Annotated in this window: 25 protein-coding genes and 1 riboswitch; of the genes, 19 read left to right on the top strand and 6 right to left on the bottom strand. The window is 71.5% G+C overall.

The genetic code is table 11. From position 1 onward, the window contains the following. Positions 1 to 22: 22 nt before the first annotated feature. Positions 23 to 586 carry a hypothetical protein gene (locus tag ACRAKF_RS02985; protein ID WP_447035155.1) on the bottom strand — a complete coding sequence of 188 codons (564 nt, stop codon included), beginning with the start codon at positions 584 to 586 and terminating at the stop codon, positions 23 to 25. Positions 587 to 1074: 488 nt separating this feature from the next. Between ACRAKF_RS02985 and ACRAKF_RS02980 the strand changes: the two genes are divergently transcribed. The 3 genes from ACRAKF_RS02980 to ACRAKF_RS02970 all read left to right on the top strand — a co-directional run bounded on the left by ACRAKF_RS02980 (position 1075) and on the right by ACRAKF_RS02970 (position 3816). Next, positions 1075 to 1812, top strand: coding sequence for a S1 family peptidase (locus tag ACRAKF_RS02980; RefSeq protein WP_447035154.1), 738 nt, complete (start codon positions 1075 to 1077; stop codon positions 1810 to 1812). Positions 1813 to 2068: 256 nt separating this feature from the next. Further along, the gene (locus ACRAKF_RS02975) at positions 2069 to 3283 is read left to right on the top strand and encodes an MFS transporter (RefSeq protein ID WP_447035153.1); all 1215 of its coding nucleotides are present in this window, start codon (positions 2069 to 2071) and stop codon (positions 3281 to 3283) included. 119 nt (positions 3284 to 3402) lie between these two features. Beyond that, the gene (locus ACRAKF_RS02970) at positions 3403 to 3816 is read left to right on the top strand and encodes an SRPBCC family protein (RefSeq protein WP_447035152.1); all 414 of its coding nucleotides are present in this window, start codon (positions 3403 to 3405) and stop codon (positions 3814 to 3816) included. Between the two features lie 57 nt (positions 3817 to 3873). Here the strand turns inward: ACRAKF_RS02970 and ACRAKF_RS02965 are convergent, their stop codons facing one another. From ACRAKF_RS02965 to ACRAKF_RS02955, 3 genes are all read right to left on the bottom strand, one after another. Then, positions 3874 to 4854 (bottom strand): TIGR03557 family F420-dependent LLM class oxidoreductase, encoded by a 981-nt coding sequence (locus tag ACRAKF_RS02965; protein WP_447035151.1) that lies wholly within the window; start codon positions 4852 to 4854, stop codon positions 3874 to 3876. A gap of 131 nt (positions 4855 to 4985) precedes the next feature. Then, on the bottom strand, positions 4986 to 5588 hold the full coding sequence (locus ACRAKF_RS02960) for a GNAT family N-acetyltransferase (protein ID WP_447035150.1): 603 nt from the start codon (positions 5586 to 5588) through the stop codon (positions 4986 to 4988). A gap of 131 nt (positions 5589 to 5719) precedes the next feature. Continuing rightward, complete coding sequence (locus tag ACRAKF_RS02955) at positions 5720 to 5893, bottom strand: CsbD family protein (RefSeq protein ID WP_447035149.1); 174 nt, start codon at positions 5891 to 5893, stop codon at positions 5720 to 5722. A 186-nt stretch (positions 5894 to 6079) separates the two neighbouring features. Here ACRAKF_RS02955 and ACRAKF_RS02950 point away from each other — a divergent pair, with 186 nt between their 5' ends. From ACRAKF_RS02950 to cpt, 8 genes are all read left to right on the top strand, one after another. Further along, complete coding sequence (locus ACRAKF_RS02950; protein WP_447035148.1) at positions 6080 to 7282, top strand: FUSC family protein; 1203 nt, start codon at positions 6080 to 6082, stop codon at positions 7280 to 7282. A gap of 188 nt (positions 7283 to 7470) precedes the next feature. Then, positions 7471 to 8397 (top strand): SDR family oxidoreductase, encoded by a 927-nt coding sequence (locus ACRAKF_RS02945; RefSeq protein ID WP_447035147.1) that lies wholly within the window; start codon positions 7471 to 7473, stop codon positions 8395 to 8397. Positions 8398 to 8580: 183 nt separating this feature from the next. Beyond that, positions 8581 to 8764, top strand: a riboswitch (cobalamin riboswitch). A 30-nt stretch (positions 8765 to 8794) separates the two neighbouring features. Then, positions 8795 to 9520: an energy-coupling factor ABC transporter permease gene (locus ACRAKF_RS02940; protein ID WP_447035146.1), complete on the top strand. Its 726-nt coding sequence runs from the start codon at positions 8795 to 8797 to the stop codon at positions 9518 to 9520. Continuing rightward, positions 9520 to 9942: an energy-coupling factor ABC transporter substrate-binding protein gene (locus ACRAKF_RS02935; protein WP_447035145.1), complete on the top strand. Its 423-nt coding sequence runs from the start codon at positions 9520 to 9522 to the stop codon at positions 9940 to 9942. The genes ACRAKF_RS02940 and ACRAKF_RS02935 overlap by 1 nt, the downstream gene beginning before the upstream one ends. A gap of 6 nt (positions 9943 to 9948) precedes the next feature. Beyond that, on the top strand, positions 9949 to 10698 hold the full coding sequence (gene cbiQ / locus ACRAKF_RS02930) for a cobalt ECF transporter T component CbiQ (RefSeq protein ID WP_447035144.1): 750 nt from the start codon (positions 9949 to 9951) through the stop codon (positions 10696 to 10698). Next, a complete protein-coding gene (locus ACRAKF_RS02925) occupies positions 10695 to 11528 on the top strand; it encodes an ATP-binding cassette domain-containing protein (protein ID WP_447035142.1) in 834 nt (277 codons plus the stop codon). The genes cbiQ and ACRAKF_RS02925 overlap by 4 nt, the downstream gene beginning before the upstream one ends. A gap of 223 nt (positions 11529 to 11751) precedes the next feature. After that, entirely contained in the window at positions 11752 to 11979 is a 228-nt protein-coding gene (locus ACRAKF_RS02920; RefSeq protein ID WP_447035141.1) for a hypothetical protein, read from the top strand. Between the two features lie 9 nt (positions 11980 to 11988). Continuing rightward, complete coding sequence (gene cpt / locus ACRAKF_RS02915) at positions 11989 to 12537, top strand: chloramphenicol phosphotransferase CPT (RefSeq protein ID WP_447035140.1); 549 nt, start codon at positions 11989 to 11991, stop codon at positions 12535 to 12537. A 482-nt stretch (positions 12538 to 13019) separates the two neighbouring features. Here cpt and ACRAKF_RS02910 read toward each other — a convergent pair whose 3' ends face one another. Beyond that, positions 13020 to 14039 (bottom strand): RICIN domain-containing protein, encoded by a 1020-nt coding sequence (locus ACRAKF_RS02910; RefSeq protein ID WP_447035138.1) that lies wholly within the window; start codon positions 14037 to 14039, stop codon positions 13020 to 13022. A gap of 223 nt (positions 14040 to 14262) precedes the next feature. Here ACRAKF_RS02910 and ACRAKF_RS02905 point away from each other — a divergent pair, with 223 nt between their 5' ends. The 4 genes from ACRAKF_RS02905 to ACRAKF_RS02890 all read left to right on the top strand — a co-directional run bounded on the left by ACRAKF_RS02905 (position 14263) and on the right by ACRAKF_RS02890 (position 17108). Beyond that, complete coding sequence (locus tag ACRAKF_RS02905; protein ID WP_447035137.1) at positions 14263 to 14727, top strand: hypothetical protein; 465 nt, start codon at positions 14263 to 14265, stop codon at positions 14725 to 14727. 133 nt (positions 14728 to 14860) lie between these two features. Then, the gene (locus tag ACRAKF_RS02900; protein ID WP_447035136.1) at positions 14861 to 15319 is read left to right on the top strand and encodes a hypothetical protein; all 459 of its coding nucleotides are present in this window, start codon (positions 14861 to 14863) and stop codon (positions 15317 to 15319) included. A gap of 43 nt (positions 15320 to 15362) precedes the next feature. Continuing rightward, positions 15363 to 15713 (top strand): peptidoglycan-binding domain-containing protein, encoded by a 351-nt coding sequence (locus ACRAKF_RS02895; RefSeq protein WP_447035135.1) that lies wholly within the window; start codon positions 15363 to 15365, stop codon positions 15711 to 15713. Positions 15714 to 15917: 204 nt separating this feature from the next. Then, a complete protein-coding gene (locus ACRAKF_RS02890; RefSeq protein WP_447035134.1) occupies positions 15918 to 17108 on the top strand; it encodes a S1 family peptidase in 1191 nt (396 codons plus the stop codon). Between the two features lie 106 nt (positions 17109 to 17214). Here the strand turns inward: ACRAKF_RS02890 and ACRAKF_RS02885 are convergent, their stop codons facing one another. Beyond that, entirely contained in the window at positions 17215 to 17826 is a 612-nt protein-coding gene (locus ACRAKF_RS02885) for an MSMEG_1061 family FMN-dependent PPOX-type flavoprotein (protein ID WP_447035133.1), read from the bottom strand. Positions 17827 to 17929: 103 nt separating this feature from the next. On the opposite strand from ACRAKF_RS02885, the gene ACRAKF_RS02880 reads away from it, so the two are divergent. The 4 genes from ACRAKF_RS02880 (at position 17930) to ACRAKF_RS02865 (ending at position 22150) form a co-directional block, all read left to right on the top strand. Next, positions 17930 to 19030: a FecCD family ABC transporter permease gene (locus ACRAKF_RS02880; RefSeq protein ID WP_447035131.1), complete on the top strand. Its 1101-nt coding sequence runs from the start codon at positions 17930 to 17932 to the stop codon at positions 19028 to 19030. 53 nt (positions 19031 to 19083) lie between these two features. Further along, positions 19084 to 20160 (top strand): FecCD family ABC transporter permease, encoded by a 1077-nt coding sequence (locus ACRAKF_RS02875; protein WP_447035130.1) that lies wholly within the window; start codon positions 19084 to 19086, stop codon positions 20158 to 20160. A gap of 101 nt (positions 20161 to 20261) precedes the next feature. After that, entirely contained in the window at positions 20262 to 21101 is an 840-nt protein-coding gene (locus tag ACRAKF_RS02870) for an ABC transporter ATP-binding protein (protein WP_447041775.1), read from the top strand. Between the two features lie 35 nt (positions 21102 to 21136). Continuing rightward, on the top strand, positions 21137 to 22150 hold the full coding sequence (locus ACRAKF_RS02865; protein WP_447035128.1) for an iron-siderophore ABC transporter substrate-binding protein: 1014 nt from the start codon (positions 21137 to 21139) through the stop codon (positions 22148 to 22150). Positions 22151 to 22171 lie beyond the last annotated feature (21 nt).

Below are 22171 nucleotides of genomic sequence, written 5' to 3'. Positions count from 1 at the left end.
ACGCGCCGGGGTGGGCGCGGGGTTATGACACAGACTCTCGGCGGCCCGCCGAGGCCGGCGTGCGGTGGGTCCGCAGGGCGGAGTGCATGGAGCGGAAGCGCTCCATGGAGATGTGACGCGTCCACAGGACCCAGCAGCAGAACGCGAGCACGCCGACCGCGAAGATCAGCGGGACGGTCATCGAGCCGTTGGCCGTGCCGAGGAACAGCGTGCCGACGGCGATGAGCCCCATGAAACCCAGCCAGTACGGGAGCCACCGGCTGCCCCGCTCCAACTGGCCGAGCTGGGCGGCGACGAGCCGTCGCATGGACGCCCGCTCCTCGGGATCCCGAGGCACCTCGCGGTGCCGGATCCCGTGCTGGAGATCGGCGACCCTTCTCGGGTCGGTCCCCGCGGCGCGGGCGGCCTTGCGGCGCTGCGCGACGACGAACGCCATCGCGATGCCGGTGCAGAGGACACCCTTCACCGTCCACCAGGCCGGATGCTCGTCCGGGCGGAGCAGGGCGGTGACTCCCGCCGTCAGCACGAAGATCAGGGCTGACTGCGCGCTCAGACTGCGGTCGAGCCTGCGCTTGAGGGCGCGCATGGCACGTACCTCCTCGAAATCGCACGAATGCCGTCAGGCGGCGGATGCCGCGGTCGTCCCGAGTACCCAGGCAGTGCCGACCCACCGTGCCATGAATGGTTCAGGCCGGCGCCCGCTGAATGGTTCAGTCCGATGCCGGCTGTTTGATCATGCGACAAACCGCAATGCTACGCACGTAGACATGGGTAGCCCCGGGGGTCGCCCACCGCGTTCACCTCGGGTGTGTCGCCGAGAAGTGATCGAAGGTCAAGTGGCGACGTCCGACTGTGAAAGGGGCTCGCGGGCGTCCAATGGTCCAATGGACCAACGGAATTGACGGCCGTCGACCCCTTGCGGCCGCGGCGACTCCTCTGCCACATTCACCCCAGCCGAAATGGCATGCACGCGCCACGGTCGACCCGCCCGTGGCGTGCGCGCTGTCACTGCATACCTATGCAGTCTTTCAGTCCCCATCCGGGACGTTCCACCCCCACACAATGGAGTCGAACATGCGCATATCCAGACTCGTCCCCGCGCTCGCGGCCACCGCGATGGCCGTCCTCGGACTGGCCCCCACGGCAGCGGCGCAGACCGGGACGAGCACCGCGCCGCCCAGCGTGGCGGCCGTCGACTCGCCCAAGCCGATCATCGGCGGCGGCTACGCCTCCAACGCGCCCTGGGCGGCCCGGCTCTTCTCCAACGGCCGGCAGACCTGTAGCGCCACGATCATCGCCCCGACCTGGATCCTCACCGCCAAGCACTGCGTCAGCGGCGGCAACCTCTCGTTCCGCATCGGCAGCCTCGACCAGACCTCGGGCGGCACCACGGCCAACGGCACCAGCATCCGCAACCACGCCTCCTCGGACCTCTCCCTGGTCCAGCTCGACCGCTCGGTCTCCGGCAGCTACGCCCGCCTCGGCAGCCCGGGTTCGGTGTCGGTCAACCAGACCGTGCAGGTGTACGGCTGGGGAGCCACCTCCCAGTGCGGCTCGGAGATCAACTGCCAGTCCCGGCTCCTGAAGGTCGCCAACGTCGTCGTGACCGGCGGCTGCCGCGACGCCTACCAGGGCCAGGCCATCTGCGCCCGGCGCGGCGACGGCATCACCGCGGGCGGCGACTCCGGCGGCCCCATGATGGCCAACGGCGTGCAGGTCGGCGTCGCCTCCACCAGTGACCGCCAGACCACCACCGCGTACACGAACGTGACGGCGTACCGGTCCTGGATCCAGAGCATCGCGGGCGTCTGAGGGAGCGATGACGGACCGAGGGACGGACCGATGACGGACCGGTGACGGCTCGGGTGAAGAGCCACTGATCCGGGTGGGGCGCGCGTACTTGTCGGGTTCTGTCACCGGCGAGTACGCGCGCGTTCGGCGTACGAGGTGGTCAGTACCCCGCAGGACGGCAGAGGCCGCGAGGATGACGTCGCGTACCTGCCAGCTCTCGCCGGGCGGAGCCGCTGCACTGAGGTCACCACACTGGCCTCGCACCGGAAACGGACCCATGACCTCGACAAGCACCGCCGACCCGCGCGCCGACACCCCCGGCGCATGCGGCCCACCGACCCGCTCCCCACTGGCCGGCTGGCCCGGCGTCGTCGCGGTGACGCTCGGCCTCTTCTCCATCGTGACGACCGAGATCCTCCCGATCGGCCTGCTCACCTCGATCGGCTCCGACTTCGCCGTCTCCGACGGCAGCGCCGGCCTGATGATGACCATGCCCGGTCTCCTCGCGGCGATCTCCGCGCCCCTGGTGACCGTGGCGACCGCGCGCGCCGACCGGCGGCTGATGCTCTGCGCCTTCATGGCCGTCCTCGCCGCGGCGAACCTGCTGGCCGCCGGAGCCTCGAACTACTGGCTCGTCCTGGTCTCCCGCGTCCTGGTGGGGGTCACGATCGGCGGCTTCTGGTCGATCGGCGTCGGACTCGCGCAACGCCTGGTACCCGCCGCCTCGGTGGGCCGGGCCACCGCGGTCGTCTTCTCCGCGGTCCCGCTGGGCTCCGTCCTCGGTGTGCCGGTCGGCACCCTCATCGGCGACATCGCGGGGTGGCGGACGGCCTTCGTCGTCATGGGCGCACTCTCCGCCGCCGTGCTCGCCATGCTGCTCCTGGTCATGCCACCGCTCCCGCCCGTACGGGCCACACGCCCGGCCGTGCTGCGCGGGGCGCTTCGCGGCACAACCGCCCGCCTCGCCCTGCTGCTGACCTTCCTCGTCGTCCTCGCCCACTTCGGGACCTACACCTACGTGACGCCGTTCCTGGAACAGGTCACCCACGCGAGCCCGGCCCTGATCACCGTCCTGCTGCTGGTCTACGGCGCCGCGGGCATCGTCGGCAACTTCATCGGCGGGGCGCTGGTCACCCGCAGGCCGCACCTCACCTTCGGCCTGGCCGCCGCCATGATCGGGGCGGCCACCCTCCTGCTGCCGCTCCTCGGACGCGGGCAAGGGGGCGCCGCGCTGCTGCTCGTCCTCTGGGGCATCGCGTACGGGGCGGTGCCCGTGGCGTCGCAGGCCTGGTTCCTCAAGGCGGCGCCCCATGCGCCCGAGGCCGCTTCGGTGCTGTTCACCGCCTCCTTCCAGGCGACGATCTCCCTCGGGGCCCTGGCGGGCGGGGTCACCGTCGACCACACCTCACCGGCCACGCTCATGGTGCTCGGCGGCGCCACCGCCTTCCTCATGGTCATCGTGACCCGGGTGCACCATGCACGGCACGGGTGACCGCGGAGCCGATGGGACGGCGATCGGGTGGTTTTGCGCCGTCGCGGCTTCAGTGCCGGATGGCCGGGCATGCGTGGTGTCGTGTCCCGTATGCCACCGAGCCGAGGAGCGGTACCGCGATGACCGAGTACGAGCGTTCGCGCACGATGCCCGCACTGCCGGAGCACGTCTTCGACCAGGCCGCGGACGTCGGCCAGATGGACACGTGGCTCCCCCGCGACCTGCACGTCGACGCGGGGGAGCTGCCCGCGGTCACCGTGCACGAGGACCGCACCGACCAGGACGTCTCCGCCCTGCTGCGCGCCCAGAAGGACCAGATGCGCCTGGAGTGGGGCACGCGCGAGCAGGGCAGCTACACCGGCTGGCTCCAGGTCGCGGGCATGAGCTCGGGGACCAGCGAGGTGACGGTGCATCTGTCGTTCTTCGAGGACAGCCACGACCCGGGCGAGCAGGCCGTGCACAGCGCCCTGGACAGCAGCCTGGAACGGCTTGAGGAGCAGGTGCGGCTGCGCGTCGACAACGCGGCGGGCTGACCTGACCCGCGGCTCCGCCCGCCGCCCTGGTGGGGCGTCCGGGCCGGGAACGTGAGGTCAGGCCTGTGTTCCGCTCGGCCTCAGGGCGCGCATGCGCCCGTCGAGCTCGCGCTGGTAGAAGTCGATGAAACCGTCGGGGTCGGGGCCCGCGTTCTGCATGACCAGGCGGTCGAAGCCCGCGTCGACGAACTTCTGCGCCACCTCGACGTACCGGGCGGGGTCCGTGCCGCAGGCGAACTTCCCCAGGATGTCCTCCTCGCGCACGGTCGACGTGGCGGCGTCGAAGTTGACCGGGTTGGGCAGCTCGCTCATGACCTTCCAGCCGGTCAGCGCCCACCGTGACGTCTCCAGGGCGGCCTTCGCTCCGGTGTGCTCGTCGGGCGCCCAGGCCATCGGCACCTCCGCGTAGGCCGGGCCGCTGCCCCCGGCCTCCTTGTACTGCCGGATGATCTCCGGCTTCTCCTCCGTCGCGAACAGGCCGTCGCCCAGCTCCGCGGCGATGCGCGTCGACGCCTTGCCGCTGGCAGCCACCGCGATCAGGGGCAGCTCCTCGGGGAGGTCGAAGACGCGGGCGTCCTCAAGGCGCAGGTGCTTGCCCTCGTACGACCGGTAGCCCCCGCTCCACAGCAGCCGGATGATCTCCAGGGCCTCCCGGAACATCTCGTGCCGGGTGCGGACGGTGTCGGGGAAGCCGCGGCCGACCACATGCTCGTTCAGCCGCTCGCCCGAGCCGACGCCCAGCACGAAGCGGCCGTCCGAGACGAGGGCGAGGGTGGCGGCGGCCTGCGCGATGATCGCCGGGTGGTAGCGCACGGTCGGGCACGTCACTCCCGTCGCCAGCTCGATGCGCGAGGTCTTGGCGGCGATGGTGCCGAGCACGGTCCAGGCGAACGGCGAGTGCCCCTGGTTGTCGAGCCACGGATGGTAGTGATCGCTGATCTCGACGAAATCGAAGCCGGCTTCCTCGGCGAGAACCGCCTGCCGAACCAGTTCCTTGGGGCCGAATGCCTCGGCGGCCAGCTTGTAACCGATCTGCATTGCTTGCTCCTCGTTTCCTCGTGCGACGGCACCGTTTTCGTCCGCACCGAGGTACCCGGCGATTTCGACGCTTAACGCGCGCCTGTTCTCCCCATTCTTTTCATCCGGTCAGGTGCGCCGCATCCCGAGCTTCACGCCGCGATCCGAGGTTCACGCCGCATGGACCACAGGACCGGGCCGCCTCCGGGCAGCCGCATCTCTTCCTGCACGGAAAAGCCGAAGTGCTCGTAGAAAGGCAGATTGGACGGCTTGGAGGACTCCAGCCGGACCGGCAGACCCGCCGCGTCGGCCTGGGCGAGTCCGGACCGCAGCAGGTTCGCCCCGTGCCCCTGGCCGCGGGCGGCCGGATCGGCGCCGACGACGGCCAGGTACCAGTGGTCCTCCTCCGGAGCGTGCTCGGCGGCGGCCCGGGCGGCGTCACCGAACAGCTCGGCGCGCTCACCCAGGATGACCTGGAGCTCCTGGACCGTCTCCGCGTCCGGCACGGCCTTCGCCCGGCCCTCCGGCGGCACCCAGAAGGCGGCGGCGGCGCCGGTGCGCTCGCAGACCCCGTGGTGGACGTACTGCCTGGTGAAGAGGGTGGCGAAGTACCGTGCGAGGCCCGCCTCGCGCGAGGCGGCGTCGGGGAAGAACCAGCGCATCATCGGGTCGTCGTCGAAGGCCTCGGCGAGGACGCGGCTGATGAGCGGGGCGTCGTCGATCGTGGCCGGCTGCGGGCTGTTCGATATCGGCATACGGGCATTCTGCACCGCCGATGATCTTGGCTTGGCCCGGGGGTCAGGCTTGGCCCGGGGGTCAGGGATGGGCACGCGACGGGGCGCCCCCTCGCGTGAAGGGGGCGCCCCGCCATCATGTGCCGCCGGTCTCAGTGCTTGCCGGTGTCCTTGATTTTCTCCTTGGCCTGACGGGCGTCACCCTTGGTCTGTTCGGCACGGCCCTTGGCGGTGAGGCGTTCATTGCCCACGACGCGTCCGGCGGCCTCCTTGACCTTTCCGCTGATCTGCTCGGTCTTCGCCTGGTTCTTCTCGTTGGCGGCCATGTCGCTCACCTCCGGTGGTTCGGGATTGTGTGCTGCCTCTACGCGTGGCCGCCCATGGACGAGATAAACGTGCCTCACCAAGAGAATTCGGCGGCCGGTATTTCCGCGTGTCACACCGTTCCGGCTGGGAACCCCGCATGCGGGAACAGCGGGAGCGGAATGGAACGGTACGGAACGGAGCGGGGCATGGCCGGCGAGGACGAGGGACAGCGGATGCCGGGCGCTGTCCGGCGCTGGTCCGGCCGGGCGCGGCAGTGGTGGCAGCGGGCCCTGGCGACACCCGGCTACGAGCGTCACACCCTGCTGCTCATCTTCAAGAGCACGCTGGCCGCGACCCTGGCCTGGTTCATCTCCTACGACGTGCTGCACACGACGTCGCCCGCCTTCGCGCCGTTCTCCGCGGTGCTGATCATGCAGGTGACGGTCTATCAGTCGCTGCTCCAGTCCCTGCGCTATCTGGCGGCCGTGGCGGTCGGCGTGGCCATGGTGGCGGCCCTGGGGTCCATGATCGGCTCGGATCTGCTGACGTTCGTGGTCGTGGCGGTCATCGGCCTGACCATCGGGCGCTGGCCCGCGCTCGGCTCCCAGGGCCCCCAGGTCGCCACCGGCGCGTTCTTCGCCTTCTCCGTCTACGCCCTCGCCTCCTCCGACAGCCAGAAGATCACCCAGCTGGGGCAGATCGTCCTCCTCGTCCTGATCGGCTGCGGCATCGGTGTCATCGTCAACCTCACGGTCGCCCCGCCGATGCGGTACAGCAGTGCGGAGTCCGGCCTGCGCACGCTCTCCGCCGCCCTCGGCGACCTGGTGAGCGACATGTATCCCGTACTGCGCGAGAACGAGATCGACGCCGACCACTGCGCCCAGTGGCGCAGCAGGGCGGAGCAGACCGGCGGCATGATCACGCAGGCGCGGGACGGTTTCCGCACGGCGGAGGAGAGCCTCTACTACAACCCCCGGCTGCTGTTGCGCAGGAAGCGGGGCGACCATGTCTCGTTCGAGGGCTACGGGGCGGTCCTCGAAGCCCTGGTGCGTGCCCTGTACCAGGTCTCGTCGCTGACCCGCAGCCTCGACCAGTGGACCGAGCAGGAGGAGGGCAGGCTCGACGACGGCGCGTTCTTCGGCAGCTACGCCGACTTCCTCGAAAGCATCTCGAAGATCACCGACGTGCTCGCCGTACTCGGCGAGACCTCCCTCGCCGAGCAGGCTCGGCACCTGGGCGAACTGTCCGACGACGCCCAGGACTGCGCCCGCGCGGTGACCGAGCAGGCGGCCCGCTCAGGCCTGCCGCTGGCCGACCCGGCCCGCCCGTACGGAGTCCTCGTCGTCGAGGCGAACCGCCTGATGGAGGAGGTCCAGCACACCTGCGACGTGCTGAAGGACACGTGCTGACCTCCGGCCCGCGGTCCCGCGTTCCCGTGGTGGCCCGGCCCCGTGGTGGCTCGGTGGCTCGGGGCCCTCCGGGCGCCGTTCGCACCGTTTGTCCCCCGGGGGGCACGGGCACCCGACCCGGGTCACCGATCCCGGGCGGCACGCGGTGACCGACCATCCATGCCCCGACTCCCGCAGGAGGCCTCCCCATGCAAGAGGGCCAGCACGACGCCCGCACGAGCGGCCACGACACGCCGCAGGTCACGTCCGAGCCGACGCCTCCGTTCCCGGGGGACAAGCACGGCCCGCCGCCCGGCGTCGAGGCCGACATGTCCCCGCGGCCCCGCTACGAGGCACCGCGGTACAAGGCCGCCGACAAACTGCTCGACAAGGTCGCGCTGATCACCGGCGGCGACTCCGGGATCGGCCGGGCCATCTCCTGGCTCTACGCGCGCGAAGGGGCCGACGTCGCCATCGTCCACCTGCCCGAGGAGCAGCAGGACGCCGAAGAGACCAAGCGGCTCGTCGAGAAGGCCGGGCGCACCTGTCTGCTGCTGCCCGGCGACGTGAGCGACGCCGACTTCTGCCGCGACGCCGTGGCACGCACCGTGGCGGAGTTCGGGACGCTGAACATCCTGGTCAACAACGCCGCCTACCTGAACAGCAAGCTGGAGCTCGAACAGCTCAACGCCGAGGACTGGGACCGCACGTTCAAGACGAACGTGTACGCCTACTTCCACCTGGTCATGGCGAGCCTGCCGCACCTGGACGCGGGCGACGCGATCATCGCCACGGCCACGGAGGAAGCCCTGAAGGGCAGCACCACCATGATCGACTACGCGGCTTCGAAGGCGGCCCTGATCACCTTCACCAAGTCGATCGCGCCCCACCTCGCCAAGCGGGGCGTCCGCGCCAACGTCGTCGCCCCCGGACCCGTGTGGACGGTCCTCAACACGGCCGACCCGCACATGCCCGAGGACGGCCTCTCCCAGGTCGGCAGCGAGACCCCGCTGGGCCGTCCCGCCCAGCCGGAGGAGCTCGCGCCCGCCTACGTCTATCTGGCCTCCGACGGGGACTCCAGCTTCACCGTGGGCGAGGTCCTCGCCGTGACGGGCGGTGAGACCGACACCCGCTGACCACGGCGTGAGCATGGCCTGACCACGGCCTGACCACGGCCTGACCACGGTCTGGCCACGCACCTGACAGCGCGGGGCGCCCCTTCACCTCCGAGGGGGCGCCCCGCGCTTTCCGCGCGCCGGAGCACGCCACCGGACACCGCGATGACCTGGGGGTGAGTTGTCATGCCTCCATCTCGCGCACTACTGTCACCACGCCTTGGTGCTCGGGAAATCCGGTGTGATGCCGGTGCGGCCCTCGCCACTGTGATCGGGATGTCCGGCTCCAGCCCTCGCGGCAGCCACTGGGCGCACACGCGCCCGGGAAGGCGGAGTTCGGGCGGTACTACCCGTCAGCCAGGAGACCGGCCAAGGCACGTTGTCCATCCACGAGGTGCTGGAGAGGGTCTGCTGAGCCATGCATATCGCCGAGGGTTTCCTCCCGCCGGCGCACGCGATCGCCTGGGGCGTAGCGTCCGCGCCGTTCGTCGTCCACGGAGTCCGCTCCCTTACACGTGAGGTCAAGGAGCACCCCGAGAGCACGCTGCTCCTGGGTGCGTCCGGAGCCTTCACCTTCGTCCTGTCCGCCCTGAAGATCCCGTCGGTCACCGGGAGTTGCTCCCACCCGACGGGCACCGGCCTCGGCGCGATCCTGTTCCGCCCGCCGATCATGGCGGTGCTCGGCACGATCACGCTGCTGTTCCAGGCACTGCTGCTCGCCCACGGCGGGCTCACCACGCTCGGCGCCAACGTCTTCTCCATGGCGATCGTCGGGCCCTGGGCCGGATACGCCGTCTACCGGCTCCTGAAGCGGTACGACGTGCCGCTCATGGCGGCGGTCTTCTGCGGCGCCTTCGTCGCCGACCTGTCCACGTACTGCGTCACCAGCGTCCAGCTCGCCCTGGCGTTCCCCGACCCCGGCAGCGGGTTCCTCGGGGCGCTCGGCAAGTTCGGCGGCATCTTCGCCGTCACCCAGATCCCGCTGGCGGTCAGCGAGGGACTGCTCACCGTCCTCGTGATGCGGCTCCTCGTGCAGTCGAGCAAGGGAGAGCTCACGCGGCTCGGCGTACTGCTCCAGCGCAAGCGGACGGCCGCGGCCACCGCCACGGACAGCACCAGGACCGAGACGGGGGCCAACGCCTGATGAGCCGGAACGCGAAGATCAACACCCTGCTGCTCGTCATCGTCGCCGCCCTCGCGGTCCTGCCGCTCGTGCTGGGACTCGGCGACCACAAGGAGGAGCCGTTCGCGGGCGCCGACGCCCAGGCCGAGACGGCGATCACCGAGATCGACCCCGACTACGAGCCCTGGTTCTCCCCGCTGTACGAACCGCCGTCCGGCGAGGTCGAGTCGGCGCTCTTCGCCCTTCAGGCAGCGCTCGGCGCCGGCGTCCTCGCGTACTACTTCGGGCTGCGCAGGGGGCGCCGCCAGGGCGCGGAGCGCGAACGGGTGCGGGACGGCCACACCGAGCCGTCCGACGAGGTGCCCGACGAGCCGTCCGATGAGCTGTCCGATGAGGTGTCCGGCGACGCGGCGGACAGCCGCACCGGGGCCGGGCAGGTCTGATCGGCGGTGCTGCCCATCGACGCGGCGGCGCACAGCAGCCGCTGGCGCCGCCGTCACCCCGTGGACAAGGCCGTGCTCGGCCTCGGGCTCACCGCCCTCGCCGTCTCGCTGCCGCCCTGGCCGGGCGCGGCCCTCGTCCTCGTCACCGCGCTCGTGGTGCTGCTCGGCCCCGCGGGCGTACCGCCCCGCAAGCTGTGGCGCGCCTACCGCGTGCCGCTCGGCTTCTGCGTCACCGGAGCCCTGACCCTGCTCGTCCAGATCGGCGGCCCCGACGGGTTCGTCACGTTCGCCGAAGGCGGCCCCGCGCGCGCCGGGGGGCTGCTGCTGCGGACCTCGGCGGCCTCGCTGGGGGTGCTGCTGTTCGCCTTCACCACGCCCCTGTCGGACCTGCTGCCCCGCCTGGTCGGGGCGGGGGTGCCGGCGCCCGTGGTGGACGTCGCCCTCGTGACGTACCGGATGAGCTTCCTGCTCATGGACTCCATGGGGCGCGTCCGCCAGGCGCAGGCGGCGCGGCTCGGCCACACCACCAGAGCCGCCGCCTGGCGGTCGCTCGCGGGGCTCGGCGCCACCGCGTTCGTGCGCGCCTTCGACCGGGCGGGACGGCTCCAGGCAGGGCTCGCCGGGCGCGGCTACGACGGCACGCTGCGGGTGCTCGTGCCCGAGGCGAAGGTCTCCCGGCCCTTCGTGGCCGCCGTCGCGGTCCTTCTCCTGGGCCTGATCGCCCTCACCCTCGTACTGGAAAGGTTCCTTCCATGAGCGAGCCCCTGGTGGCGCTGCGCGCGGCGTCCTACGCGTACGAAGAGGGGCCCGCCGTGCTCAGCGGCCTGGACTTCGACGTCGCCGAGGGACGCGCCCTCGCCCTGCTCGGGCGCAACGGCAGCGGCAAGACCACCCTCATGCGGCTGCTCAGCGGCGGACTCCGGCCCAGCGAGGGCGAGTTGACGCTCGGCGGTGTCCCGGTGAGGTACGACCGCAAGGGGCTGACCCGGCTGCGTACCACCGTGCAGCTCGTCGTGCAGGACCCCGACGACCAGTTGTTCGCCGCCTCCGTCGAGCAGGACGTGTCCTTCGGCCCGCTGAACCTCGGGCTGCCCGACGCCGAGGTGCGGGCGCGGGTCGCCGAGTCGCTGGCCGCCCTCGACATCGCCGCGCTGGCCGACCGGCCCACCCACCTGCTCTCCTACGGCCAGCGCAAGCGCACGGCCATCGCGGGCGCCGTGGCGATGCGCCCGCGCGTACTGATCCTCGACGAGCCGACGGCGGGCCTGGACCCCGACGGCCAGGAGCGCCTCCTCACCACCCTGCGGGGCCTGCGGGACGCGGGGACGACCGTGGTGATGGCCACCCACGACGTGGACCTGGCCCTGCGCTGGGCCGACGACGCGGCGCTGCTCACCCCCTCCGGGGTCCGCACGGGCCCGGCCGCGGCGACGCTGGCCGACCGGGACCTCCTGGCGCGGGCGGGCCTGAAGCTGCCGTGGGGTGTCGCCGTCGCCGAACTGCTGCGCGCGCACGGCCTCCTGACGGAGGCGGACCACGGGCCACGCACGCCGGAGGAGTGCGAGGTGCTCCCGGGGGCGGTGTAGCGCGTGATCCCGCCACCGCGAGCGGCAGGGACCGCCCTCGGCGGGGCGTATGAGCTGGAACACTCCCACGGGCGGGAACTCTGTATCCCGCCGCCCCGACTCCTGTACCGCCCCGACTCCTGTACCGCCCCAACTCCTGTACCGCCCCGACTCCTGTACCACCCCGACCGCGACCGGCCGGCGACGACGCCGAGGAGATGCCCGGCATGGGTGGGATGCGCGGATGACGGCCGCCGACACCCGGCTGACCGTCTCCGGGGCGGTGCCCGCCCGCGCCGTCGCCGCCGAGCTCGGCATCGACGACGTACGGGCGCGGTGCTCGCGCGAGGAGAAGGCGGAACTGATGCGCCGGATGCGGGCCGACGGGCGCCGCGTGGCGGTGATCGGCGACGGTGTGCAGCCCCGGCACCGGCTGAACCACCGGCCCCGCGACCGTACGGAGAAGGCCTAATGTGGCGGAATGGCGACACGGATGATCATTCTCAACGGCGGTTCCAGCTCCGGAAAGTCCGGCATCGTGCGGTGCCTGCAAGACGTGCTGCCCGAACCGTGGCTGGCGTTCGGCTGCGATTCCTTCGTCGAGTCGATGCCCGCGAGGATGCGGGCGTCACAGGAGGGCATCGAGGTCACGGCGGACGGCTCGGTGAGCGTCGGCGAGGACTTCCGGACCCTGGAGGAGGCCTGGACGGAAGGCATCGTCGCCATGGCCCGCGCGGGCGCCAGGATCATCATCGACGACGTCTTCCTCGGCGGGGCGGCGTCGCAGCGGCGGTGGCTGAAGAGACTGGACGACGTGGAGGTGCTGTGGGTCGGTGTGCGGTGTGAGAGCGCGGTCGCAGAGGACCGCGGGGTCGCACGCGGCGACCGCGCCAAGGGGATGGCGGCATCGCAGGCGGACACGGTGCACGACGGCGTGGCCTACGACATCGAGGTCGACACGACCCACACCGAATCCATGGTGTGCGCGCGCACCATCGCCGCCCGGGTGAGCCGGTCGGCGCGGCGGTGAGCCGGCCGCTCGGCGACGCGAGGAAGTCCGGGCAGCGGCGGTACGCGGACGTCGTCGCGGCGCCGCCGTGGCTCCCCACCATGGCGGCGCCGCGGTAACCCTTCGGCTGTCGGGGCGCGCGGGAGTGAGCCCCGTTGGGACAGACCGGAAGGGTTGGAGGACCGGGCCCGTGTTGTCGGCGCACGGGTCCGGCCAAGCAGGGCCTGAGTGTGTACGGGAAGACGGATGAAAAGCGAGAGGAGTCGCCGGGGGGGAGTGCCGAAACGCGGATACCTCCGGGGTGATGGAGGGCCAGGGACGCGTCCGGGGGCCGGGGACCAAGGAGCGAGGCCGTCGCAATGCGGCCGTCATCCTTGTTCCACCACGCTAGACCTCGCGGAGCCCTCGCGATATCCGGCAGCGGTACGAGTCTGTGTGCGCCTATTCCGGTAGGCGGGGCCAGGCTCCCGGGCCCGCGGCCGACGCCGGCTCCGGGGTGAAACTCACTCCGGGTCGATGAAGAACTCCTGTGAGACGGCCGACGTACACGCCTGGCGCGTCACCTCCACACCCGCGGAGGTGCCCCCGCCCGCCATGCCGACGCACTGGCCCGTGGACTCCTCGCGGATGCGGAAGCCGCCGGGGACCGGGGTTTCGACGGCTTCGACGAGGAAGACCGTGGCGGCGGCGCAGGCGTCCCACGGTTCGAGCATGCCGGGCACCGGGCCCCCGTTCATGACGGTCAGGCAGCCGATGCCGAACTCGGGGTGGTGCCACTGGATGCGGTAGCGTCCCGCGCCGACCTCTTCGAGGTAGGTGCGCGGCAAAGTGGCCTGGGCGCAGTCACGCTGGACGGCGACGGCGCTCTGGTAGAGGCCCTTGCGGTCGCGGCCCTCGGTGACGCAGAGGGAGGGCGCGCCGGCCGGCCGGATCTTCGCCCAGCCAAGGACGGGACCCGCGTAGCGCTCCTGCGAGAAGACGGACCCGGGCTGCCGGTCGCAGCTCCACTGGCGCAGTTGGGCGCCGTCGATGAGGGCGGAGCCGGTGACCTCCAGGCAGAGCGAGGGCGCTGATTTGGGCTGTAGCCAGACCCCGTCGTCGGTCTCGCCGAAGGTGAAGCTGGCGCCGGGCCGGCTGCCGCAGGTCTGCTGCCGTACGAGGGCGCCGACCGCGGGGCTCGAATCCTCGACGGTCATGCACTTGCCGCTGTAGGCGTTGACGAGCTGGTACGAACCGCCACCGAGGGAGGAGGTCCGCAGCGTCCACAGCGCGTTCTTGCGTCCGGCGCACCGGCGCTGGGTGATCACCTCGCCCTCGGTCGCGGAAGGGGGTTCCAGGCACATGCCGCTGTGCTTGGCGACGATGTTGATGTCCGACGTGGCGGCCCGCGCGGTGCCCGACGTTCCGCCCAGGCCCGTCAGCGTGAACAGCAGGGCGGTGACGGCGATCAGGGCGGCGTGCCCACGTCCGTGCCGCGCGAGACGTCCATGGCGCGCCTGATGTCCGCTTCCCGGTCTTCGCATGATTCCCCCTCGGATGTGCCCATGTGCCCATGTGCCCATGTGCCCATGTGCCGGAGTCTTCCGGCGCGGAGCGTCGCACAGGACTCTGACGCGCGTCTGACAGTGCCGCGAGGGGTCACGGCAGGCGGGTTCGTCAGGGGTGCGTCAGCCGGGGCGGCCACCATCGGCCCCGTACCGCTGGGCACGGCCGGATTCTGTCGACCAGACGAGGGGTGTACTCACCATGAGCGGAAGACCCGAGCGGCGGCTGCGTGGCGTCGCGGGACAGCTGGCAGCCGCCGCACTGCTGTGCGCGGCACTCACCGCGCCCGCCTCGGCGGCGCCCGGCGTCGGAGCGGGTGCCCGAGCGGGTGCCGAGGCGGAGTGCTGGCTGCGGCCGGGCGAGCCGCATGTGGACTGGACCGGGATGGGTTTCACCGGGGATCTGTGGTGCGACCTCACCCCCGGTTCGGTGCGCATCCAGTCGCGCTCCACCAGCCCGGTCATCGGCACCATGCGGTTCAGCCCGCACTGGTTCGTGTGCTGGAAAGAGGGCTCCGACTACATGGGCAACAACATCTGGTACTACACCCAGGGCGACCAGATCGTGACCTCTCCCAAGGTCAAGGCGTGGGGCTACATGCCCGCCGACATGGTCGAGGCGCCCCAGCACCCCTTCCCCGGGCTGACCAAGTGCTCCTGGTCATGACCGGCATCCGCGCGTCCGCCACTGCCCCGTACGGCACGTGTCGACCCGTCAGGTCCGTCAGGTCCGTCAGGTCCGTCAGGTCCGTCAGATCCGTCAGGCCCGTCAGGCCCGTCAGACCCGTCAGGAGTACGCCGTGAAACGGAGACCGGCCCGTCCGCTCCTCGCCGCCCGTGCCGCCGCCGTCGCCATGGCCGTCGGCGCGCTGCTGGGTCCGACCCTCGCGGCCACCCCCGCGCACGCCGACGCGCGGTCCACCTGCGCGATGCAGGACGGCGTCGTTCTGCGCGACACCATCGGCAACACGTTCACCAAGGCGCTGTACTGCGACAACCTCCCGGCGGACCTGTACGGCAGGCCCACGTTCAGCGCGCCGGTCACGGGGTGGCTGCTCCTGTCACCCTCCTGGTTCACCTGCTACAGCATCGGCCCGAAGGACACCCAGGGCAACGACGTCTGGTACTACACGCAGGGCGACCGGGTGGGCGACCTGCCCTACATCAAGGGCTGGGGCAACGTCCCGGCCGAGGTGGTCCAGCTCGGCGCCGGCATGTCGCATCCGGTGGCCGGATTGCCGCGCTGCCCCTGGTACTGACGAACGGTTCCCACCCCTGTCGGCGAAACGAGAAGGAGCTGCGATGAAGACCGGACACACGATCCGTACGGCCGCCGCGACGGTGGTGGCCGCCGCCGTCCTGGCGGTGGGCTCCGCGGGCACCGCGACCGCGGGTTCCACGGCGGCGACGGTCGCCGAGTGGCGGCTGTGCATGTACCTGGGTTCGCACCCGACCCTCCAGATGGGCAGCACGGGGGAGGCCGTGCGGCACCTCCAGTGCGTTCTGAACGAGGTCTACCGCTACCAGAACGTCCCGCGCAGCGGCGTCTTCGAAGAGGTGACCCGGGCCTCCGTCGAACATCTGCAACTACAGTTCTCCAAGCCCTCCACCGGTGTCGTGGACGCCGTGACGTGGAGCGTGCTGCATCCGTAGCGGGTCCCTGCCCCCTCCCTTGGCCCTCGTACGCGGCACACGGTTTCCGGCCACTTCACACCTACGTATTTCTTGGCATGGACCTGGCTACACCGGACCGTTACGCTCCGACCGGCACGCTCTGAGAGCGCTCTCTCCCGGCGTTCTCGGTTCTCGTCTCCTGTTCCACCCCACTGAGCTGGAACGACAGAAGGGCCATCCGCCTTGAGACACCTGACGCACCCCCACCCCACCACCGCTTCCGCCGGGCGCCGCAGAACCGCCCTCGGCGCGGGAGTATGTGCCCTGTTCCTGGGCGCCGCCGCCACCGTCGGCCTCCCCTCCGCCTCGGCGGCCGACTCCACGTCCCCCAAGGCCGCCGCACCGGCGTCGGCCGCCCTCCTGACCGCGATGCAGAAGGACCTCGGCCTCTCGAAGGGCGAAGCCGTGCGGCGGCTCGCGGCGGAGAAGAAGGCGACCGCGGTCGAGGGCGAGGCGCGCGAGGCGGCCGGGTCCGCCTACGGCGGCTCCTGGTTCGACGCCTCGGCGGGCAGGCTGACGGTCGCCCTCACGGACAGGGCGAAGGCCGACGAGGTACGGACGGCCGGCGCCGACGTCACGGTGGTGGCACACTCCGCGCGGCGGCTCGACGGCGCCAAGAAGAAGATCGACGCCCTCAAGGCGCCCAAGGGCGTGAGCAGTTGGCACGTCGACCCGCGCGCGAACAGCGTCACCGTGAACGTCGTCGCGTCCCGCCGGGCTGACAACGATGTCCGCACCTTCGTCGAACGGGCCGAGAAGGCCGGACCCGTCACCGTCCGGGAAGTGAGTGAGGCGCCGCGCACCTTCGCCGCGGGCACGGTCGGCGGCGACCCGTACTACACCGGCAACGTCCGCTGCTCCATAGGCTTCTCCGTCCACGGCGGCTTCGTCTCGGCCGGCCACTGCGGCCGGACGGGCGCGCAGGTCCGCGGCTGGGACAACTCGACCATCGGCAACTTCCAGGGCTCGTCCTTCCCGGGCAACGACTACTCCTGGGTCAACGTGGGCAACGGCTGGTGGACGGTGCCCGTCGTGCTCGGCTGGGGCACGGTCTCCGACCAGTTGGTGCGGGGTTCCGCGGTCGCGCCCATCGGCGCGTCCGTCTGCCGCTCGGGCTCCACGACGCACTGGCACTGCGGCAGGGTGCTCGCCACCAACGAGACCGTCAACTACAGCCAGGGCGCGGTCCACGAGATGACCAAGACCAGCGTCTGCGCGGAGCCCGGCGACTCCGGCGGCTCCTTCATCAGCGGTGACCAGGCGCAGGGTGTCACCTCCGGAGGCTGGGGCAACTGCTCCGGCGGCGGTGAGACCTGGCACCAGCCGGTCAACGAGATCCTCAACCGCTACGGCCTGAGGCTGCACACCGCCTGACCCCGCCTCCCCCTTTCGGGGCCCGCCACGGCGAAGGCACCCTGTGTCTTCCTCCCCTTGCCGTGGCGGGCCCTTCCGCCGGTACGTCCGCCGCGGCCGCTGAGCTTCAGCCGCGCGGTACGTCCTGCGGCCACGTCTCCGGCTGCCACAGGCCGGCCCGCCGCAGTGACGCCGGGCAGTGGCGGAATATCTCGTCGATCTCGACGACGACGGCGAGCTGTGGGCGCCGGCCATCGGCGGCCATCGCGTCGAAGAACGGGGCGTCGGTGAGAATCCGCGCCCGGCCGTTGAGGCGCAGCACGTCGGCGCCGCCGGGCACGAGGTGGAGCAGGCCGACGCGGGGGTTGACGAGGATGTTGCGCAGGCTGTCGCCGCGCCGGTTGCCGGGGCGGTCGGGGATGGCCACCGTGCGCGCGTCGAGGACGTGGACGAAGCCCATGGTGTCGCCTCGCGGCGAGGAGTCGCAGTTGCCGTCCGCATCCGACGTGGACAGCACGCAGAAGGGGGAGCGGGCGAGTATGCCCAGGTCGTCCTCGGTCAGTTCGTCGTGCACCTTGTCGATGACGATCGGGTGCGGGGCGCCGAGCAGCTCGCTCAGCTCCTCGTCGGAGGCGAGCTCCCGCCAACCCGCCGGGCGGGGCTCCCGCGTGGAGCCGGGTGCGGGGGCCGGGCCGCCGGACGCGGGGACGGCGGTTGCGGATATCACGGCGTCAGGCACAGGCGGTCCTCAGAGTGGCTGATATGTAATGTTAGGCTCACCTTACTGGAATGGAACTGGCAGGTGAGAGGTGCCCCCTGCCGCGAGAAGGGGCAGTCGGCTGATGAGCCGGAGCACGAGAACACCGGCCATCGGGACCACGGATCCCAAGGCCCCCGCGCCCCCCACGGCTTCCGTCACGGACGCGGTGGCCCGCGGCGGACGCGGCGCGCCCGCCCTCGGCGCCGGACTCCTCCTCCTGCTCGTCCTGCTCGTACTCGCCGTCTTCGCCAGCCTGATGGTCGGCGCCGGAAGCGTGGGCGCCGACGATCTGCTGCCCGCCATCCTCGATCCTGACCTCACCGACAAGGGCCAGCTCATCCTGCGGGAGGTACGCATCCCGCGCACCGCCGCCGGGCTGCTCGCCGGCGTCGCCCTGGGCCTCGCGGGAACGGTGATGCAGGGCGTCGCCCGCAACCCCCTCGCCGACCCGGGCGTCCTCGGGGTCAACTCAGGGGCGTCCGCCGCCGTCGTCTTCGCCATCAGCATCCTCGGCATGTCCGACCCCGGCCACTACATCTGGTTCGGTTTCCTCGGCGCCCTGGTCGCCTCGCTCGTCGTGTTCGGCATCGGCTCGATGGGCAGGGAGGGGGCCACGCCCGTCAAACTGGCGCTCGCGGGCGCGGCCACCGGTGCGGCGCTGCTGTCCCTCACCACGTCGATGCTGCTCACCGACTCGAAGTCGTACGACCAGTATCGCTTCTGGCAGGTCGGCTCGCTCACCGGGCGCGAGGCCCCCGTGCTGTGGCAGGCACTGCCGTTCATCGCCGTCGGCACCGTCTTGGCGCTGCTCCTCGGGCCCCGCCTCAACGCCCTGTCCCTCGGCGACGACCTCGCGCGCGGCCTCGGCCAGCGGATCGGCCTGGCCAGGGCAGCCTGCGGCGTGGCCGTGGTCCTGCTCTGCGGTGCCGCGACCGTCGTCGCCGGGCCCATCGCGTTCCTCGGCCTCGTCGTACCGCACGCCGCCCGGGTGTTCACCGGCCCCGACTACCGGTGGGTCCTGCCGTACAGCGCGCTGATCGCCCCCGTACTGCTGTTGACCGCGGACATCGTGGGACGTGTGATCGCCCCGCCCGGCGAGGTCCAGGCCGGCATCGTGACCGCCGCGATCGGCGCCATCCCGTTCGTCCTCCTCGTGCGCCGCAGGAAGCTGTCCGAGCTGTGAACCGAGCGACGGACTCCGCTGTGAACGAGAACGACGGACAAGGCCTACGAACGATGAGTGAGCGGGGTGCCGTGAGTACCGTGACCGAAGCCGGGCGCGCCGAGGCGGTGGAGCGCGTCCACGCCGTGCGGCGGGCCCGACGCGCACGCGGGGCGCTGGTCCAGGTGATCCTGCTGGCGGCGATCGCCGCCGTGTTCTGCGCCGCCCTGAGCTTCGGCGACATGTCCGTACCGCTCGGCGACGTCATCGGCGCGTTGACCGGCGGCGGCGACCTCGGCACCCACTTCATCGTCGTGGAGCTGCGCCTTCCGCGCGTACTGCTCGGCCTGCTCGTCGGCGTCGCCTTCGGCCTCGCGGGAGCGCTGTTCCAGGCACTGCTGCGCAATCCGCTCGCCAGCCCGGACGTGATCGGCATCAGCCAGGGCGCGAGCGCCGCCGCCGTGCTCGCCTCGCTCGGGTTCGCGGTGAGCGGCATCGCGCTGTCCGCCGCCGCGCTCGCCGGGGCGCTGCTGAGCGCCGCCGCCATCTACGCCTTCGCCTGGAGCCGCAACGTCTCGGGCCAGCGCTTCGTCCTGGTCGGCATCGGCATCGGCGCGGGCCTGTCCAGCGTCACCTCGTACCTCCTCACCAACTCCGAGGTGACCGAGGCGCAGAACGCCCTCGTGTGGCTCACCGGCAGCCTCAATGGCAGCACCCTGGAGCAGGTGTGGCCGCTGCTCGGCGCCCTGGTCGTCCTGCTGCCGCTGACCGCCCTCGCCGCCCGCGACCTGGGCGCGCTCCAGCTCGGCGACGACACCGCGGCCGGGCTCGGCACCCGCGTGGGCCGCGGCCGCCTCGCCCTGCTCGGCTGCGCGGTCGCGCTCGCCGGGGTCGCCACGGCGGCGGCGGGACCGGTCGCGTTCGTCGCGTTCGTGTCGGCGCCGGTGGCCCGGCGCCTCGTACCGGGCTCGGGCGCCGCACTGGTGCCCGCCGCGCTCACCGGCGCCCTGCTGGTGATCGCCGCCGACTTCGCGGCGCAGCATCTGCTGTGGTCCAGCCAGTTCCCCGTAGGGGTGGTCACGAGCCTGATCGGCGCCCCGTACCTGCTCTGGCTGCTGGCCCGCGCCAATCGCACGGGAAGGGCCGGCTGACGGTGACGGAGAAACACATCGGCACGGACACGCACATGGACAGCGACACGGACAAGGGCATGGACACGAGCATGGACCGGGACAGGGGTGAGGGCGGCGGCATGCCTGACGCGCAGGGCACGAGCGAGACGGGCGGCGCAGGCCCCGGCGGCCACACCCTCGGCACCCGGGACATCCACCTCGGCTACGACGGCCGCGAGGTCGTCCACGGGCTGAACCTGGACATCCCGCCCGGCCGCATCACGATGATCGTGGGCCCCAACGCCTGCGGCAAGTCGACGCTGCTGCGCGCCATGGCCCGGCTCCTGACACCGACCTCCGGCAGCGCGCTGCTCGACGGCCGCAGCATCCACGCGATGCCGACCCGCGAGGTCGCGGCCCACCTCGGCATCCTGCCGCAGACCCCGGTGGCTCCCGACGGCATCACGGTGAGCGACCTGGTGGGCCGCGGCCGGTACCCGCACCAGGGCTGGTTCCGGCGCTGGACCGCCGAGGACGACGCGGCGGTCGCCGACGCGCTCCTCGCCACGGACGTCCTCGACCTCGCGGGACGCCCGGTGGACGAACTGTCGGGCGGCCAGCGGCAGCGGGTGTGGATCGCCATGGCGCTGGCCCAGCGCACCGACATCCTGCTGCTCGACGAGCCGACCACCTACCTCGACGTCAGCCATCAACTGGACGTGCTCGACCTCCTGGTCGACCTCAACGAGGAGCACGGCACCACGATCGTCGTGGTCCTGCACGACCTCAACCTCGCCTGCCGCTACGCCGACCATCTCGTCGCCATGCGGGACGGCCGCGTGATCGCCGAGGGCGCCCCGCGGGACGTCGTCACCGAGGAACTGGTCAACCAGGCCTTCGGGATGCGCTCTTCGCTCGTCCCCGACCCGGTCTCGGGCACACCACTCATCGTCCCGATCGGACGCCACCGCGTCGGCTGACGGCGTCCACACCGCACCTTAGGAGCCTTACCCCCATGTCTTTCAGTCTCAAGTCGCTGTTCTCGCGGCGCCGCTCCGCCGCCGCGCTGGTGGCGGCCGTGGCCCTCACCGGCGGCCTCACCGCCTGCTCGTCCTCCGACGACTCCGCCGACGAGGGCGGCTCGGCGTCGAACGCCGGGTTCCCCGTCAAGGTGGCCACCAAGTTCGGCGACATCTCGGTGAAGGAGAAGCCGCAGCGTGTGGTGGCGCTCGGATGGGGCGACGCGGAGACCGCACTGGCCCTCGGCGTCCAGCCCGTCGGCGCCAGCGACTGGCTGGCCTTCGGCGGCGACGGCGTCGGGCCGTGGGCGAAGGGCCTGTACAAGAAGAGCCCGACGAAGATCGGCACGCTGGAGCCCGAGTACGAGAAGATCGCCTCCCTCAAGCCCGACCTGATCCTGGACACCAAGTCCAGCGGCGACCAGAAGCGGTACGACACCCTGAGCAAGATCGCACCCACCATCGGCGTGCCCAAGGGCGGCGAGCAGTACCTCACCAACTGGGAGACGCAGACCACGATGGTCGCGGACGCCCTCGGCCTGCACGACAAGGGCGAGAAGCTGATCGCCGGCACGGAGAAGAAGTTCAAGGCCGCCACCGCGGCGCACCCCGAGTTCAAGGGCAAGACCGTCACGGCGGGTTCGCGCACCAGCGTCGGCTACGGCGCCTATGTGAGCGGCAGCGGCCGCGTCGACTTCCTGGAGCGGCTCGGCTTCAAGAACAATCCCGAGGTCGAAGCCAAGAAGGGCAAGTCCTTCTCGGTCGAGGTCTCCCGGGAGAGCCTCGACATGCTCGACTCGGGCCTGCTGGTCATGGCGCCGATCGGCCTCCCGGCCTCGAAGATCGAGAATGACCCGCTCTACCAGGACATCCCCGCCGTCAAGGCCGGTCACGACGTCGTCTTCGAACCGAAGTCGGACCTCAGCTCCGCGTTCGCCACGGACTCGGTCCTCTCCGTCTCCTACGCCCTGGACAAGGTCGTCCCGGAGTTCGCCAAGGCGCTGAAGTAGCACCACCCCGGGCGCGGCCCG

This window comes from Streptomyces sp. DSM 118878 (assembly GCF_052936595.1).
This window is presented reverse-complemented; position numbering and strand designations above follow the sequence as displayed.